At 38.7% G+C, this 13,957-nt stretch carries 16 protein-coding genes; 15 read left to right on the top strand and 1 reads right to left on the bottom strand.

The window, feature by feature from the left end:
• Positions 1 to 7 precede the first annotated feature (7 nt).
• The 11 genes from BGP76_RS11865 (at position 8) to BGP76_RS11815 (ending at position 9,987) form a co-directional block, all read left to right on the top strand.
• The gene (locus tag BGP76_RS11865) at positions 8 to 637 is read left to right on the top strand and encodes a protein-tyrosine-phosphatase (RefSeq protein WP_255416124.1); all 630 of its coding nucleotides are present in this window, start codon (positions 8 to 10) and stop codon (positions 635 to 637) included.
• Between the two features lie 2 nt (positions 638 to 639).
• The gene (arsB, locus tag BGP76_RS11860; RefSeq protein WP_073122548.1) at positions 640 to 1,692 is read left to right on the top strand and encodes an ACR3 family arsenite efflux transporter; all 1,053 of its coding nucleotides are present in this window, start codon (positions 640 to 642) and stop codon (positions 1,690 to 1,692) included.
• A gap of 51 nt (positions 1,693 to 1,743) precedes the next feature.
• Positions 1,744 to 1,971: a hypothetical protein gene (locus BGP76_RS20175; protein ID WP_147407458.1), complete on the top strand. Its 228-nt coding sequence runs from the start codon at positions 1,744 to 1,746 to the stop codon at positions 1,969 to 1,971.
• Positions 1,972 to 2,467: 496 nt separating this feature from the next.
• The gene (locus BGP76_RS11855; RefSeq protein ID WP_119844818.1) at positions 2,468 to 2,980 is read left to right on the top strand and encodes a hypothetical protein; all 513 of its coding nucleotides are present in this window, start codon (positions 2,468 to 2,470) and stop codon (positions 2,978 to 2,980) included.
• Positions 2,981 to 3,320: 340 nt separating this feature from the next.
• Positions 3,321 to 4,283, top strand: a complete 963-nt coding sequence (locus BGP76_RS11850) for a hypothetical protein (protein WP_119844817.1) — start codon at positions 3,321 to 3,323, stop codon at positions 4,281 to 4,283.
• A gap of 198 nt (positions 4,284 to 4,481) precedes the next feature.
• The gene (locus BGP76_RS11845; protein ID WP_119844816.1) at positions 4,482 to 4,994 is read left to right on the top strand and encodes a hypothetical protein; all 513 of its coding nucleotides are present in this window, start codon (positions 4,482 to 4,484) and stop codon (positions 4,992 to 4,994) included.
• Positions 4,995 to 5,361: 367 nt separating this feature from the next.
• Positions 5,362 to 6,246, top strand: coding sequence for a YARHG domain-containing protein (locus tag BGP76_RS11840; RefSeq protein WP_221409885.1), 885 nt, complete (start codon positions 5,362 to 5,364; stop codon positions 6,244 to 6,246).
• Between the two features lie 383 nt (positions 6,247 to 6,629).
• Entirely contained in the window at positions 6,630 to 7,199 is a 570-nt protein-coding gene (locus BGP76_RS11835; protein ID WP_119844814.1) for a Crp/Fnr family transcriptional regulator, read from the top strand.
• Between the two features lie 75 nt (positions 7,200 to 7,274).
• Positions 7,275 to 7,844 (top strand): hypothetical protein, encoded by a 570-nt coding sequence (locus BGP76_RS11830; protein WP_119844813.1) that lies wholly within the window; start codon positions 7,275 to 7,277, stop codon positions 7,842 to 7,844.
• A gap of 391 nt (positions 7,845 to 8,235) precedes the next feature.
• On the top strand, positions 8,236 to 8,418 hold the full coding sequence (locus BGP76_RS11820) for a hypothetical protein (protein WP_119844811.1): 183 nt from the start codon (positions 8,236 to 8,238) through the stop codon (positions 8,416 to 8,418).
• Positions 8,419 to 8,556: 138 nt separating this feature from the next.
• On the top strand, positions 8,557 to 9,987 hold the full coding sequence (locus tag BGP76_RS11815) for a CotH kinase family protein (protein WP_119844810.1): 1,431 nt from the start codon (positions 8,557 to 8,559) through the stop codon (positions 9,985 to 9,987).
• A 254-nt stretch (positions 9,988 to 10,241) separates the two neighbouring features.
• Here the strand turns inward: BGP76_RS11815 and BGP76_RS11810 are convergent, their stop codons facing one another.
• A complete protein-coding gene (locus BGP76_RS11810) occupies positions 10,242 to 10,586 on the bottom strand; it encodes a helix-turn-helix domain-containing protein (RefSeq protein ID WP_073122201.1) in 345 nt (114 codons plus the stop codon).
• A gap of 92 nt (positions 10,587 to 10,678) precedes the next feature.
• On the opposite strand from BGP76_RS11810, the gene BGP76_RS11805 reads away from it, so the two are divergent.
• From BGP76_RS11805 to BGP76_RS11790, 4 genes are read left to right on the top strand one after another with little or no spacing between them, the layout of a single operon-like run.
• Positions 10,679 to 11,353, top strand: coding sequence for an NAD(P)H-dependent oxidoreductase (locus tag BGP76_RS11805; protein WP_119844809.1), 675 nt, complete (start codon positions 10,679 to 10,681; stop codon positions 11,351 to 11,353).
• A 7-nt stretch (positions 11,354 to 11,360) separates the two neighbouring features.
• The gene (locus BGP76_RS11800; RefSeq protein ID WP_119844808.1) at positions 11,361 to 12,191 is read left to right on the top strand and encodes a DUF4437 domain-containing protein; all 831 of its coding nucleotides are present in this window, start codon (positions 11,361 to 11,363) and stop codon (positions 12,189 to 12,191) included.
• Positions 12,192 to 12,194: 3 nt separating this feature from the next.
• A complete protein-coding gene (locus BGP76_RS11795) occupies positions 12,195 to 12,989 on the top strand; it encodes an SDR family NAD(P)-dependent oxidoreductase (RefSeq protein ID WP_073122198.1) in 795 nt (264 codons plus the stop codon).
• Complete coding sequence (locus tag BGP76_RS11790) at positions 12,986 to 13,939, top strand: 2OG-Fe(II) oxygenase (RefSeq protein WP_119844807.1); 954 nt, start codon at positions 12,986 to 12,988, stop codon at positions 13,937 to 13,939. The genes BGP76_RS11795 and BGP76_RS11790 overlap by 4 nt, the downstream gene beginning before the upstream one ends.
• Positions 13,940 to 13,957 lie beyond the last annotated feature (18 nt).

Below are 13,957 nucleotides of genomic sequence, written 5' to 3'. Positions count from 1 at the left end.
TCAAATCATGAATCAACAAGAAACGAACAATTGGTATCCTGCCCTAGCCAAAGCTGTTGAACAAATAGATCAACGGTCTGTGTCTGAGGAGAGGAGAGAGGTTTTGCAGGTACTCATCGATTATATTCAGAAGAAAGTGGATGAGGGACAGCCCATTCATCTCAATTTCATCTGTACGCACAATTCACGTAGGAGCCAGTTTTCACAGGTTTGGGCACAGACAGCGGCAGACCGCTATGGGGTATCGGCACACTGCTACTCTGGTGGGGTAGAGGTGACGGCATTTAACGAGCGTGCGGTGGCCTCTATCGAACGCAGTGGTTTTCAGGTGAGTTCGGTGGGAGAGGAAAACCCCAAATACACCATCACGCACTCGGAAAGCGGAAACCAAATATTGGCTTTCTCAAAACTGTTTGACGATCCTGTCAACACTGCAGACCAGTTCGCGGCGATCATGACCTGCTCACATGCGGATGACAACTGTCCTTTCATCCCTGGTACAGAGCAGCGAATCCCCGTACGCTATGAAGACCCTAAGGCTTTCGATGACACGCCTAAGGAAGTAGAGATGTACGATGAGCGATCGCATCAGATTGCTTCAGAGATGTTTTATGTTTTCTCTCAAATAAAATCATGACCATGGGGAGTTCAAAAAAATTAAGTTTTCTCGATCAGCATCTGACATGGTGGATATTCTTGGCCATGGCTGTGGGGGTTTCTATAGGATATTTGGTGCCATCCACAGCTGGTTTTATCAATTCGTTTAGTCATGGATCGACCAATGTACCCATCGCGATAGGGCTGATTTTGATGATGTATCCACCGCTGGCCAAGGTCAATTATAGGCTACTCCCGGCGGTATTTAAGAACGTCAAAGTGCTATCCGTATCGCTGTTGCTCAACTGGATTATTGGTCCTGTATTGATGTTTGTATTGGCCATCTTGTTTTTGAGTGACTACCCTGAGTATATGGTAGGACTGATTCTAATCGGACTGGCCAGATGCATCGCGATGGTGCTCGTCTGGAATGATCTGGCAGAAGGCAGTACCGAGTATGGTGCGGGTTTGGTAGCCCTCAATAGTGTTTTTCAGGTGTTCGGTTATAGCTTTTATGCATGGTTGTTTATCACTGTGCTGCCTCCATATTTTGGGTTTGAGGGAGCCATCGTTGACATATCCATAGGGACTATTGCTGAGAGTGTGGCATTGTATCTGGGCTTGCCCTTTTTGATGGGGATTTTGAGTCGAGTGATTTTGGTTAGGGTCAAAGGTGAAGACTGGTACAACAACCGTTTTATCCCAGCCATTTCGCCGATGACACTGATTGCGCTTTTGTTTACCATAGTGGTGATGTTTTCGCTCAAGGGAGAATTGATCGTAGAGATCCCGATGGATGTGGTGCGGATAGCGATTCCTTTGTTGGTTTATTTCTTTATCATGTTCTTGATTGGGTTTTTCATCAGCAAAGCAGTCGGAGCGGACTACAGTCAGAATGCCTCCATTGCTTTCACAGCTGCGGGCAACAACTTCGAATTGGCCATTGCAGTAGCTATCGCCGTGTTTGGTTTGAACTCCGGACAAGCCTTTGCTGGCGTGATTGGACCTTTGGTAGAGGTGCCTGCCCTGATACTGCTGGTACGTGTGGCGTTTTGGCTCAAAGCCAAGTATTATGGACAACCTCGCACATCATAACATCAAAAAAGGCGAGTCGACCGACTCGCCTTTTACAAGCAATGGATAAACATGACAGAGCACGGAGGATTCTTCGCTGCTCAGGCGAGCGACTACTCCTCGTTGTTATTTCCTTTTTTGGTGGATCTGGATCTAGCGGGTACTTCTACCTCCATGATGATTTGGTCTATCTGGGTATTGAGTGCTGCGATACCCGCGATGTTGGCCATCTCTAGCCCATTGAGCAAGTGGCAGAGCGTGGTGAGTGGACTTGCAACAAAAAAGTGGACAAATAGCTAAGCTTACCTGAGCCTGAAGGTAAGCTTACCAGAGCCCCAACCTAAGCTTACTACAGGGTGGAACTAAGCTTACCTTGACCCTGAGGTAAGGCAACATGGGAGCCGAACTAAGCTTAGTTTGGACAGATCAGGTCTCACCTCCCCTCCCAATCCAAAATATAGCACCCACCTCATAGCGTTTTGTGCTATTCGAAGGGACCCGCTCGGTCGCATGTCCTAATGCGACTGAAAACTTTAGAGGCATTTGAAATACCCAGAAGAAGCGATCGCAGTGCAATTGCGATCGCGCTGAACGTCAGGAGTAAATCCCGTCACACTTCACTGAATAGCCCCCTGTATCTAGGTATATATAGGTCGTACTTTGATCTTAGAGACCCGCTTGCTTGTATCTATCAGGGCTAAGGGGTATTCTTGGGGATATCAATGACTGTCGTAGTGTTGATACCAATACTATATATACGCAATTGCGTATAGCGAAATGTTAGCGAGAACTATATATGAGACGATTAATCATAGCTAAAACACTACTAGCCTTAGCTTTTTCTGTTACAACTCTGAACACCTTTGGGCAGGAACTCCCTACATGGGCGCAGCATCGATTCTCTAATATTAATAACATCTTTGAAGTATCTGATCAACTTAAACCTCAAACGATTGCAGCTGATTTTGATGGAGATGGAACTACTGATATAGCTGTATTTGTCAACAACAAAAAACGCAACAAAGTCGGAATCATGATTCTTTTAAACAATGAACTCGAACAATACTTTGTAGCAGGAGCAGGCAATTCATTTGGCGCTGGTGGTGACGATTTTAGCTGGGCTGGTATATGGCTGAGATATGAAAAACCAGAAGCTTATGAGACTACCTTTAAACCCAGCGGAGATATCGAAGGTGAGAAAACTATCCAATTAATCAACTCAGCGATAAGTATCAGAGAAATAGAGGGTTCAGGAGGGCTCATATATTTCAATGGAACTAAGTTTGTATGGATACGTCAAGGTGGGTAAATCTCGCTAACATGGTGTAGGCACGAATGCCCGCTCATTCGCATTTCCTAATGCGACTGAAAACTTTAGAGGCATTTAAAATGCCCAGAAGAAGCGATCGCAGTGCAATTGCGATCGTGCTGAACGTCAGGAGTAAATCCCGTCACACTTCACTGAATAGCCCCCTGTATCTAGGTATATATAGGTCGTACTTTGATCTTAGAGACCCGCTTGCTTGTATCTATCAGGGCTAAGGGGTATTCTTGGGGATATCAATGACTCTCGTATTGTTGATACCAATACTATATATATACGTAATTGCGTATAGCGAAATGTTAACTGCAATATCAAAACTCAGAATATGGACTGCATAATTTGCGACAATATAGCGGATGAAATTGGCTCTCATTTAATTCCAGCAAGTCTAATAAAAAGCTGTGTTGGTAATCGATATTCTGAAGAATCCTATAACATAGATTCAAAAACCGCTAATGTAGATGTCTATTTCGGAAGAGATAATTTAAAGAATAAATCCACTAAACAAAAACAAAATCATTACACGAGAGATAATGTTTTATGTAAAACTTGTGAAAAAAAGTTAGCCGATTTAGAATCAAAATTTGCTCGAGAATTTCTTAATAAATTTCGAATCGAAAAATACAACAACAATTTCGAAATTTATTATTCAAAGATTGGACACGAAATTTTCAAGCCTAAAAAATTAACAAACGAAGAGATTTTAGCATATTTCTATTCTATAGTATATAGATTCTGCAAAGTTTATGAAATCGAGGATAATTATAGTTATTTAGATTCTAACGATTTGTTGGTTGTAAAAAAATTCTTGAAAAGCTTTTTATATCAAGATTTTCAAGAAGACTGCTTAGAAGATATTCAAGAATTTAAAATTTTAATCAATTTCAATAAATATTCCGACAAGGGTAAGTTTATAGCAACTTCAAATGAATTGAAAGACCCACATATATTTTATTTTTGTGAAGCTATAGTTATCTTATTTACAAAAAAAACAGATGAAAAAGCTGAAGAGCTGTTTGGTGAAATCTTAAATACAATTAAACAAGAGTCTACGAAAATTGTTGTTGGTCCTGAAATGCTCTATGAAAGTATGTCTGATAAAATTGCACGTATTTTAGCAAATGACTTTATAACTAATGCTGTTAATATTATTACAGATTTAAATAAAAAACCTTACGAATTAAACTTAATTGAGTTTAATACTCTATTTTCAAAATATAATGATGGAATTGATACTTCTGCATTAACAAAAGCATTTGATGAATTGAAAAAGAAATACAGCAGTTAACACTATATATAGCAAATAGGGCAATGAGTGTTTAATCGAAAGGTCGTTGTCTATTTGTAAAGTCGCCAAATCTTTTGATTTGGTATTAAATGAGAAAAATTAAAACAAAATACAAAAGATTTGGCTTGTTGCTAAACCGAAAGTAATTACTTGTTTTCTGCCAACTTGCCATATATTTAACGTTGGCGAGAACTATATATGAGACGATTAATCATAGCTAAAACACTACTAGCCTTAGCTTTTGCTGTTACAACTCTGAACACCTTTGGGCAGGAACTCCCTACATGGGCGCAGCATCGATTCTCTAATATTAATAACATCTTTGAAGTATCTGATCAACTTAAACCTCAAACGATTGCAGCTGATTTTGATGGAGATGGAACTACTGATATAGCTGTATTTGTCAACAACAAAAAACGCAACAAAGTCGGAATCATGATTCTTTTAAACAATGAACTCGAACAATACTTTGTAGCAGGAGCAGGCAATTCATTTGGCGCTGGTGGTGACGATTTTAGCTGGGCTGGTATATGGCTGAAATATGAAAAACCAGAAGCTTATGAGACTACCTTTAAACTCAGCGGAGATATCGAAGGTGAGAAAACTATCCAACTAATCAACTCAGCGATAAGTATCAGAGAAATAGAGGGTTCAGGAGGGCTCATATATTTCAATGGAACTAAGTTTGTATGGATACATCAAGGTGGGTAAATCTCGCTAACATGGTGTAGGCACGAATGCCCGCTCGGTCGCATTTCTTAATGCGACTGAAAACTTTAGAGGCATTTGAAATACCCAGAAGAAGCGATCGCAGTGCAATTGCGATCGAGCTGAATTGGTGCTCCGTCAGGTTTTTGGAGCAAGTAGGTATCAACCTAGGGTTGTTGTTTGATCACTAGACTATCACTATCTTCGAAGTATGCAGCTATCTCTATCCTGTGGGCGATTCGCCCTATTGAGAGCTGTCACTACGTAGAAAAATAAAAAAACAGTAATAAAAGACATAGCAGACATATAGTGCATGGTGCGCTTTATATGGTTGTTGGCGTGCATGATCTGCAGAACTTTAAATCCTAACATGAATAAATATATTATCCTCTTTGCCGCTTCACTTCTCATTGGCTGTTCGACTTCAACCAAGCATGAAGAAAGAGACGAAACGCAGGTTTCTGAGACAAAAGTAGAATTTCGAGTTAACGAAAAATATACCGCTGAATCTGCAAGAAAATTAGATAGCTCGGAACTCCGAATTAAACGCAACGAAATATTCGCACAGTACGGATACAAGTTCAAATCGGAAGAACTATCGTCTTACTTTTCTACTAAAAAATGGTATGAAGCGAAGCATAGTAATGTTGATTCTTTCCTAACTCAACTTGACAAGGATAACATCAAAATACTATTGGCTAAAGAAGCTGAACGAATAGCTCAGAGTAACTTTAATTGCGAAAATTTTTCAGATAATCTACCCAACTTTTCATTCAGCTCTTCTATTCGAACGGCAGTTGATTCTCTTGGAAATCCAGATAGGACTTTTATTCACGAAGATATAACATGCCCGATCGGTCAACTGCATTATTGGAACGACAACATCAAGAACCAACAACTTGTAATACTTGGAGATGACTACAGCGGAACTGAAAATTTCTCGGCCAAAAGCAGATACTATGCAATTCAATCACTCAATACATCTAAACCGAGTGAATTTTATTTCAACGGAATCAAACTTGGTGATACCGAAGAATCCGTCAAGCAAAAAATTGACTGCATATTAACAAAGAACTCGAACTTTGAACTCAGTGAGAATAGTGGTCAGTCCATAGTTGAGGTTCACTTTGTTGAGAACCAACAGAAGCAATATGTAATCTCTAAATCAGGTTTGCTTATTCGATTCATTATTGACTCAAGTGAACGACTGAAATGTATTGTCCTCACTTCATTTAACGATCATATAGCGTGTTAAACGACACGCCAACAAATGCTATGAATGAATGGGGTTTTATCGGTCAGGATATTTTCGTGGGGATTGGAAAGTCCGCTACAAGTATTAAATTTAAATCAAGGCGTGGCTATGTGCGAGCCGAGAGGTTAGTGTTTTCTACTCCGCTCGGTCGCATTTCTTAATGCGACTGAAAACTTTAGAGGCATTTAAAATGCCCAGAAGAAGCGATCGCAGTGCAATTGCGATCGAGCTGAAATCAGCTCCTCGTTCGTCTTGTCACTTTTGATCTATTACCCTATTTTACTTTCTCAATTACAGTTCAAAGCATACTTCATCTCCGGTTGTTAGACGTAATGGCAAAAGACTGTACAAACATTAACGGGAAGAAACATTTGATAAAATAAATGCTTGCAGAAATTTTAAAAAAGTCATTTGAAAGATACTTCAATGCACCTATTGAAGTATGGAAAGAATTTGCTGACTTATGCGAACCAATTCATTTTGCAAAGGACGAAATAATTAAACATCAACATAAAGCGGAAAAGTATTTTTATTTTATAATTAAAGGGAGTGCAGGGATTTTTTTGTGGAAAGAAAACAATTTTGTTTGTCTTGACTTTGCATTTGATAACAATTTTTGTGGGGACTATATGTCTCTGTTAACTCAAAAACCCACAGAATTGGAAGTAGTAGCCCTTGAAAAATCTGAAATGGTTAGAATTTCAAGGAATGATTTTTACATGTTAAGTCAGAAATCGGTTGGGCAGGTCATAATGCAGAAGTCGGCAGAGTCTTCTTTTGTTGAAAAACAGCAACAGCAAATTGAGCTGTTAACTAAAACAGCTGAAGAGCGATATCGGATTTTACAAACCAAATTTCCGAACATTCATCAGCGAATTGCACAAAAACACATTGCATCATATCTTGGGATTACACCGCAAAGTTTGAGTAGAATAAGAAATCCAGCAGGTTGATTTTTTACCATATGGTAACGGCTTTCAAACAGACAGTTTTGACCTTTGCATCTTAACAATTTTAAAAATGAAAAGATGCGTGGAATTTTGATTCTTACCTTAACAGTTATGGCAAATTACACATTTGCACAAACTAATTTAGACAAGAAACCAGTTGAACGAAAAGGCTTTGTAATTGGCTTAGGACTTGGTGCAGGTGTATTATCACTCAATACAAACGACACTACCGAGATAGCGTTTTCGACGACTTTACCAAACATAAAAGTGGGGTATATGCTCAATAATCGACTTGCCTTACTGGCTCTGCTGCCAGGAGCCAACTACAAATACAATGGTAAGGACAGAGGATTTGAAGGGGTAATAATCGCAGGACAATATTGGCTAAAAGAAAATTGGTGGGTATTGGGTGGTGCAGGTTTGACATTTGATGCTCCTGCATTTTACACAGTTAAAGATCCTAAAACAGCAGGTTTTTACACTGGATTTCCAGCATTTACGTTTGCAACAGGTTATGAAATTTGGCACAAGGGGCGTTTTGCGTTGGACTTGCAATACAGAATATTTCTTGGGAAATCTAATCTTTCTAATAATGGACAAAGAGAAGGAGTTTCAAGTATGTTCATCATTGGATTCAATTGGTATTAATATGATAACTTTTTCTCAATACGGTCTAATAATTATTCTATCATTTTTTTTAGTTCTACATGTCTGCATTTTAACTAAAATGATTCCGTACAAAAATGTTTGGGGTGGACGACTAAATTCCGATAAGGAAATGTATCAGTTTGAAATGGTATCCATTTTAATCAATCTATTTTTTCTGTTTATTATATTAGTTCAATCCGAATTCTTGTCCATTCACTTTCCAAAAAGTATGATGACAATCTTGTTGTGGGTTATGACGGTTCTATTTCTTATTAATACTTATGGTAATATTATTTCAAAAAGCAAAATAGAGCTATGGGTGTTTACTCCTATCACCATTATTCTCGCTGTATTTTCACTAATTCTAGCTTTGACAATTTGATAGAAAATAGTGCAAATCCGAGTGGAAAACGGAGGCCATCACGTACCTGAGCACGAAATTGAATCTCGATATCAACTTGGATTCCAGAACCTCAACGAATATTGGAAGTATTTTGACGAATTGTACTTGTTCGAAACGAGTGCTTTCAAGCAAGAGGTCACGCCAGCACTAACTTTTACTTATCCATATTAATGCTCCTCTATTGGCAAGTTGAAAAAAAATCCCATCAGCCCGAGGGATTTTGAAATCACTAGCGTCTATACCAAAGAGGCGAGAAAAATTCATTTCGACTCATAATGAAAAAGAATTTGTTTTATCAAAATCACAACTATGATTAATATAAAAGAGCGTATTCTTCTGCATGTCACAAAAGCCATGCTATTCGTGTTGAGTTTATCCTTTTTGGCTGCATGTAATAGCGAAGAAGGGATATCTACTGATGAAGAAGAAAAAGAGGTCGTAATAGTACTAGACGATACGGAATTTGAAGCCACGGACTGGACTACAGAAACGCACAGCAAAGATGCCGATCCTAATTTTGCCGAAGTGTTTGAAGACAATGCCGTAAAGAGGCTTGATATCGTAATTTCAGAATCTCGTTGGGAAAGCATGCTAGATGATATGACCAACATGTACGGCACTTTTGGTAGGGGTAGAGGTTCATTTTCTAGCGACGATGAAGATCCTATTTTCGTTCCAGCAGAGGTTTTTTATGAAGGAATTGAGTGGTATAGAGTGGGGGTGCGTTTTAAAGGAAACTCCAGTTTGGCTTCCTCATGGGCCAGCGGCATTTTGAAACTTTCTTTCAAATTGGATTTTGATGAGTTTGAGGATGACTACCCACAGATCGACAATCAACGCTTTTATGGATTCAAGAAACTGAGCCTTAAAAACAATTACAATGACGACTCGATGCTTCGTGAGAAGGTATCGAGTGAGGTGTTTAGAGATGCGGGTTTGGTGGTTTCGCATACGGCGTTTTATACCGTTTATGTAGATCATGGTGATGGGCCTACCTATTTTGGGTTGTACACCTTGGTAGAGGAAGTAGACGATACGGTTTTGGATGAGCAGTTTTCAGACAATGACGGCAACTTGTACAAGCCAGATGGCGATGCGGCTAGTTTCGCATTGGGCACATACGATGAAGATGAGTATGTAAAGAAGACGAATGAGGATGACGCAGATTTCACGGATGTAGGAAGCTTGCTGACCATCCTTCATGACGCTACGCGCACGAGCGATGCGGCTGCATGGAGAGCTGATCTAGAAGCAGTTTTTGACACAGATGTGTTTTTGAAATACCTAGCGGTAAATACGGTAATCCAAAACTGGGATACCTATGGCAGAATGACCCACAACTATTACCTATACAACAATCCCGATACGGAAAAGTTGACATGGATACCGTGGGACAACAATGAAGCCTTGCAACAAGGTAATATGGGAGGTTCTTTGGCACTGAATTTTTCAGATTTAAGTACTTCCTCATGGCCACTGATTGGCTATCTCTACCAAGATGATGTTTATAAGGCGAAGTATGATGCCTATGTACAAGAGGTTGTAGATGGTCCTTTCAGTGTGAGTACCATCCAGGCTACTTATTCAAAATATTCCACTTTGGTAGAGGAATATGCGACCTCCGAGCTCGATGGATATACTTTTCTAAATTCTAGTTCAAGTTTTCAGTCTGCAATTAGCGAACTGAATGCACATGTGGTGCAGCGCAACTCAGCTGTGGACAGTTATTTGGATGAATAAATTCCTGTTTGAATGCTAGAGTAGGGGCTGAAACGCGGGAGTTCTTTAGCCCCTTTTTTGTGATTGGAGTTGATCTACTTGCTCGACCTGATCATTGATGTACTGAGTAGCGCCTTTTGAACTAACCGCTTTGGTTTAAAGTGAGAGTAGGTGGTTTCATATTTTCTGATGTTGGTTTATCTTACTGAGATATACAAGTATGTTTCATAAGGGTGTGCATACTTGATTGTTCGCAACAATTAAAAACAATTAGCCTATTCTGAAACTTTATCACCCCATTCTGCAATAGACTCAATTATTGGAATTAAAGTCTTCCCAAAATCAGTTAAAGTATATTCTACTTTCAATGGCGGTTTTTTATTGTATACTTTCCGAATGACTAGTCCATCTTCTTCTAATGCCTTTAATTGTAGACTTAACGTACGCTCAGTTACTGTAGGCATCGTTTTCCTCAATTCATTATACCTCAACTTACCTGACATTAAATGGTAGAGAATTACGGTTTTCCATTTACCGCCTATTATACCCATCGTAAGACTCGCACAACAAGGGTATTCTTTCCCTTTAAATTGTATTACTTTCTTTTCTTGCCCCTCCATTATTTCATACTATCATTTGTGACCGTTATTGTAAAGGTAGTTAACTATAATTAATATTGTTGCTATAATAATTATAGTAACAAAAAAGAGTCATGAAAACACCCAGCATACAAAAAGAAGAGATTTTAAATGCATTTCAATTTCGTCACGCTTGCAAAGAATTTGATTCGACTAAAAAAATAACTGATGAAAACATCAAATTCATTTTAGAAACAGCACACCTGTCCCCTAGTTCGTTTGGTTTTGAACCTTGGCACTTTATTGTTGTGCAAGATAAAGAGTTAAGAGAGTTACTTAAACCTGTAGCATGGGGCGCTCCATTAAAATTAGATACAGCAAGTCATTTCGTATTGGGCTTAAGCATGAAAGCTCCCTTGACACATCACAAATCTGACTACATAAAACACATGTTGGAAGAGGTAAAGAAAATGCCTGAAGATGTAATTGAAGTTTACAGCAAATTTTATCGCGAATTTCAAGAAAGTGATTTTAAGCTTGATGACGATAAAAAATTATTCGATTGGGCATCTAAGCAAACATATATTGCCTTGGCAAACATGATGTCTTCTGCCGCTTTAGTTGGTATTGATTCATGTCCTATTGAAGGGTTCCACCAAGAAAAAGCAGAGAAAGTGTTACAAGAAAAATTTGATGTAGACACTACCAAATACGGTCTATCATTCATGGTTGCATTTGGATACAGAAAAGAAGACCCTATTCACGCAAAATCAAGAAGAGCGTTTGACGATATCATAACTTGGAAATAATAATAGTATGAAAAACTTAACCCACACATTCCTTTTCGCTTGCTTATTAGTTTCATGTTCTACTCCAACAGAAGAAACCAACAGCACTATAACCAATCATAAAATTGTGTTGAGTTCAGATATTAAATGGGAAAAACTCAATCCAGCACGTGGAGACAAAAGCCCACAAGCAGGCACGATATGGGGAGATAGAAAAGGCGAAGTTGCAACTGGTTTTCTGGCAAAATTTGTTGATGGATTTTCGTCGCCTCCACACATCCATAATGTTACATACAGAGCAATTGTTCTTAAAGGCTTAATTCATAATGATGACCCTGAGGCAAAAACTATGTGGATGAAACCTGGGTCTTTTTGGACTCAACCAAAAGGTGAATCACACATTACATCAGCCAAAGGAGGCGAAACTATTGCTTATGTTGAAATAGACCAAGGTCCTTACCTTGTTGAACCAATTAACGAAGCTTTTGACAATGGAGAACGACCAATCAACATTGATGTTTCTAACTTAGTTTGGTTAGGCTTTGACCAAACCAATTGGATTGAACAAAACACCAATGCAGAGCTCTGTTATTTATGGGGAAGTCAGAATGACGATAATTTAAAAGGCCTATTTATAAAATTACCAAGCGGTTTTAAAGGCAATATTAGAAGCAATGGAGACATATTCCATAGTGTAGTTGTACAAGGAAAACTAGGTTATTCTACTACTACAAATAGTATTCTTGATGTCGGCAGTTATTTCAGTTCTACAAGTGCCACTAATCATAGCATTGCTAATGACAGCAATAAGGAAACAGTACTCTATATAAGAACAAACGGGTCAATTAAAATCCAATAAGCCATGAAGACAATTGTAATAACTGGAAGCACCGATGGTATAGGAAAACTTGCTGCTACTCAACTTGCTTCAGAAGGACACCAAGTAATACTACACGGTCGAAACCCTGAAAAATTAAACGCTGTCAAAAAAGAAATCATCAACACCACTGGCAACCAAAACATACTGGCTTTTAATGCTGACCTATCAAATCTAAACGAGGTAAACGATTTGGCAAAAGATATTAGCCAAACAAGCTCTTCGATTGATGTATTAATTAATAATGCTGGAGTATTTAAAAGTAACAGACCTACAAACAAAGAAGGATTAGACTTACGTTTTGTGGTTAATTATCTAGCTCCTGTAGCATTTACAAATATGCTAATGCCTTTGCTCACTAAAGGCGACTCTCGAATAATAAACTTAAGCTCAGCTGCGCAAGCTCCGGTGTCAATTAGTGCCTTGTGTGGAACAGAAACCATCGACTCACAAAATTCATATGCTCAGAGTAAACTTGCTCTTACTATGTGGAGTTTTTATCTAGCAGCAAAACATCCTTCAATAACTACAATTGCTGTTAACCCAGGCTCTTTATTAAACACGAAAATGGTGCAAGAAGCATATGGCCAATATTGGAACTCCGCTGATAAAGGAGCTTCTATCCTGTGTCAATTAGCTATTAAAGAAAAGCACCTCACAGACTCAGGAAAGTACTTTGACAATGACAAAGGAAGTTTTTCTACTGCTCACCCTGATGCTTATAATCAAGAAAAAATAAATCACTTGATTTCTGAAACAAACAAAATATTAAAAGTATGACAACCATTAACGCTCTGACAAAAGCTCGTGCACTCACCTTACCTTCTCGCGAAGCATCACTTCAACGTGATATATCAGTCTCTCATTTTTGGAATAACAATAGAAATTTACTCGAAAATGCATGGGCAGAATGGGAAATCGAAAACAAAGACAATTTATTAGTTCCAGACGAAACACTCCTTGCACCAAACTTGCGACAAGCTGTTAACGAAGCATGGAAAAACCCGGAAAAAGAAAATGCTGTTGCTGATTTATGGGAAGAAATCATTCCGAATGTTTATTCTGCACAGTTTTTTGACCCTGAACGACTAGCGGATTTCCGTAATTATTTAGAAGCTGTAGTAAACTCACAAATCCCTAAACGTGCACCTTATGGTATTCAATTAAATCGTTATGGAATGATGCTTGATCCTCGATCAGAAGGGTTTCTTGCGGCACCTAATTTTCAGAATTTTTACCATGATATTATGAACCGCTACATGCGACCGATTGCGCGTTTATTATTAGGGACTTATGGGTATGATAGCCAAACATTTGGTTTTTCTATTCAGTACAACCCCGACAAGGACAAAGATTTAAAACCACACACAGATGCTTCTGCAGCCACTTTAAATATCAACATTAACTTACCCGATGAAGAGTTTACAGGCTCACAAGTTGATTTTCACGACAATACTACAGGACTAACTGTGCAAACGACTTTTGGATCAGGTAAAGCAATTATTCACACAGGGAATGTTCCCCACGCTACGCATCCAATAATTAGTGGGCAACGCAGTAACTTAGTAGTATGGTTATATGGAGACCGTATGCAAATTCCACGAGGTGGTTCAAGTAGCTATGGTATTTTTAATAATTCTTCCACATCTATTGATACACGAGAAAACGTTACTGCTCATCAACGATGGAGTATTCCCAACAATCCTAAAGACAATTCTGCACCATTCTAATACAATTATATATTCATC

Source organism: Reichenbachiella sp. MSK19-1 (genome assembly GCF_003590315.1).
Taxonomy (GTDB): domain Bacteria; phylum Bacteroidota; class Bacteroidia; order Cytophagales; family Cyclobacteriaceae; genus Reichenbachiella; species Reichenbachiella agariperforans.
Note: the sequence above shows the minus strand (reverse complement) of the source record. Positions and strands in the feature narration are given on the sequence as shown.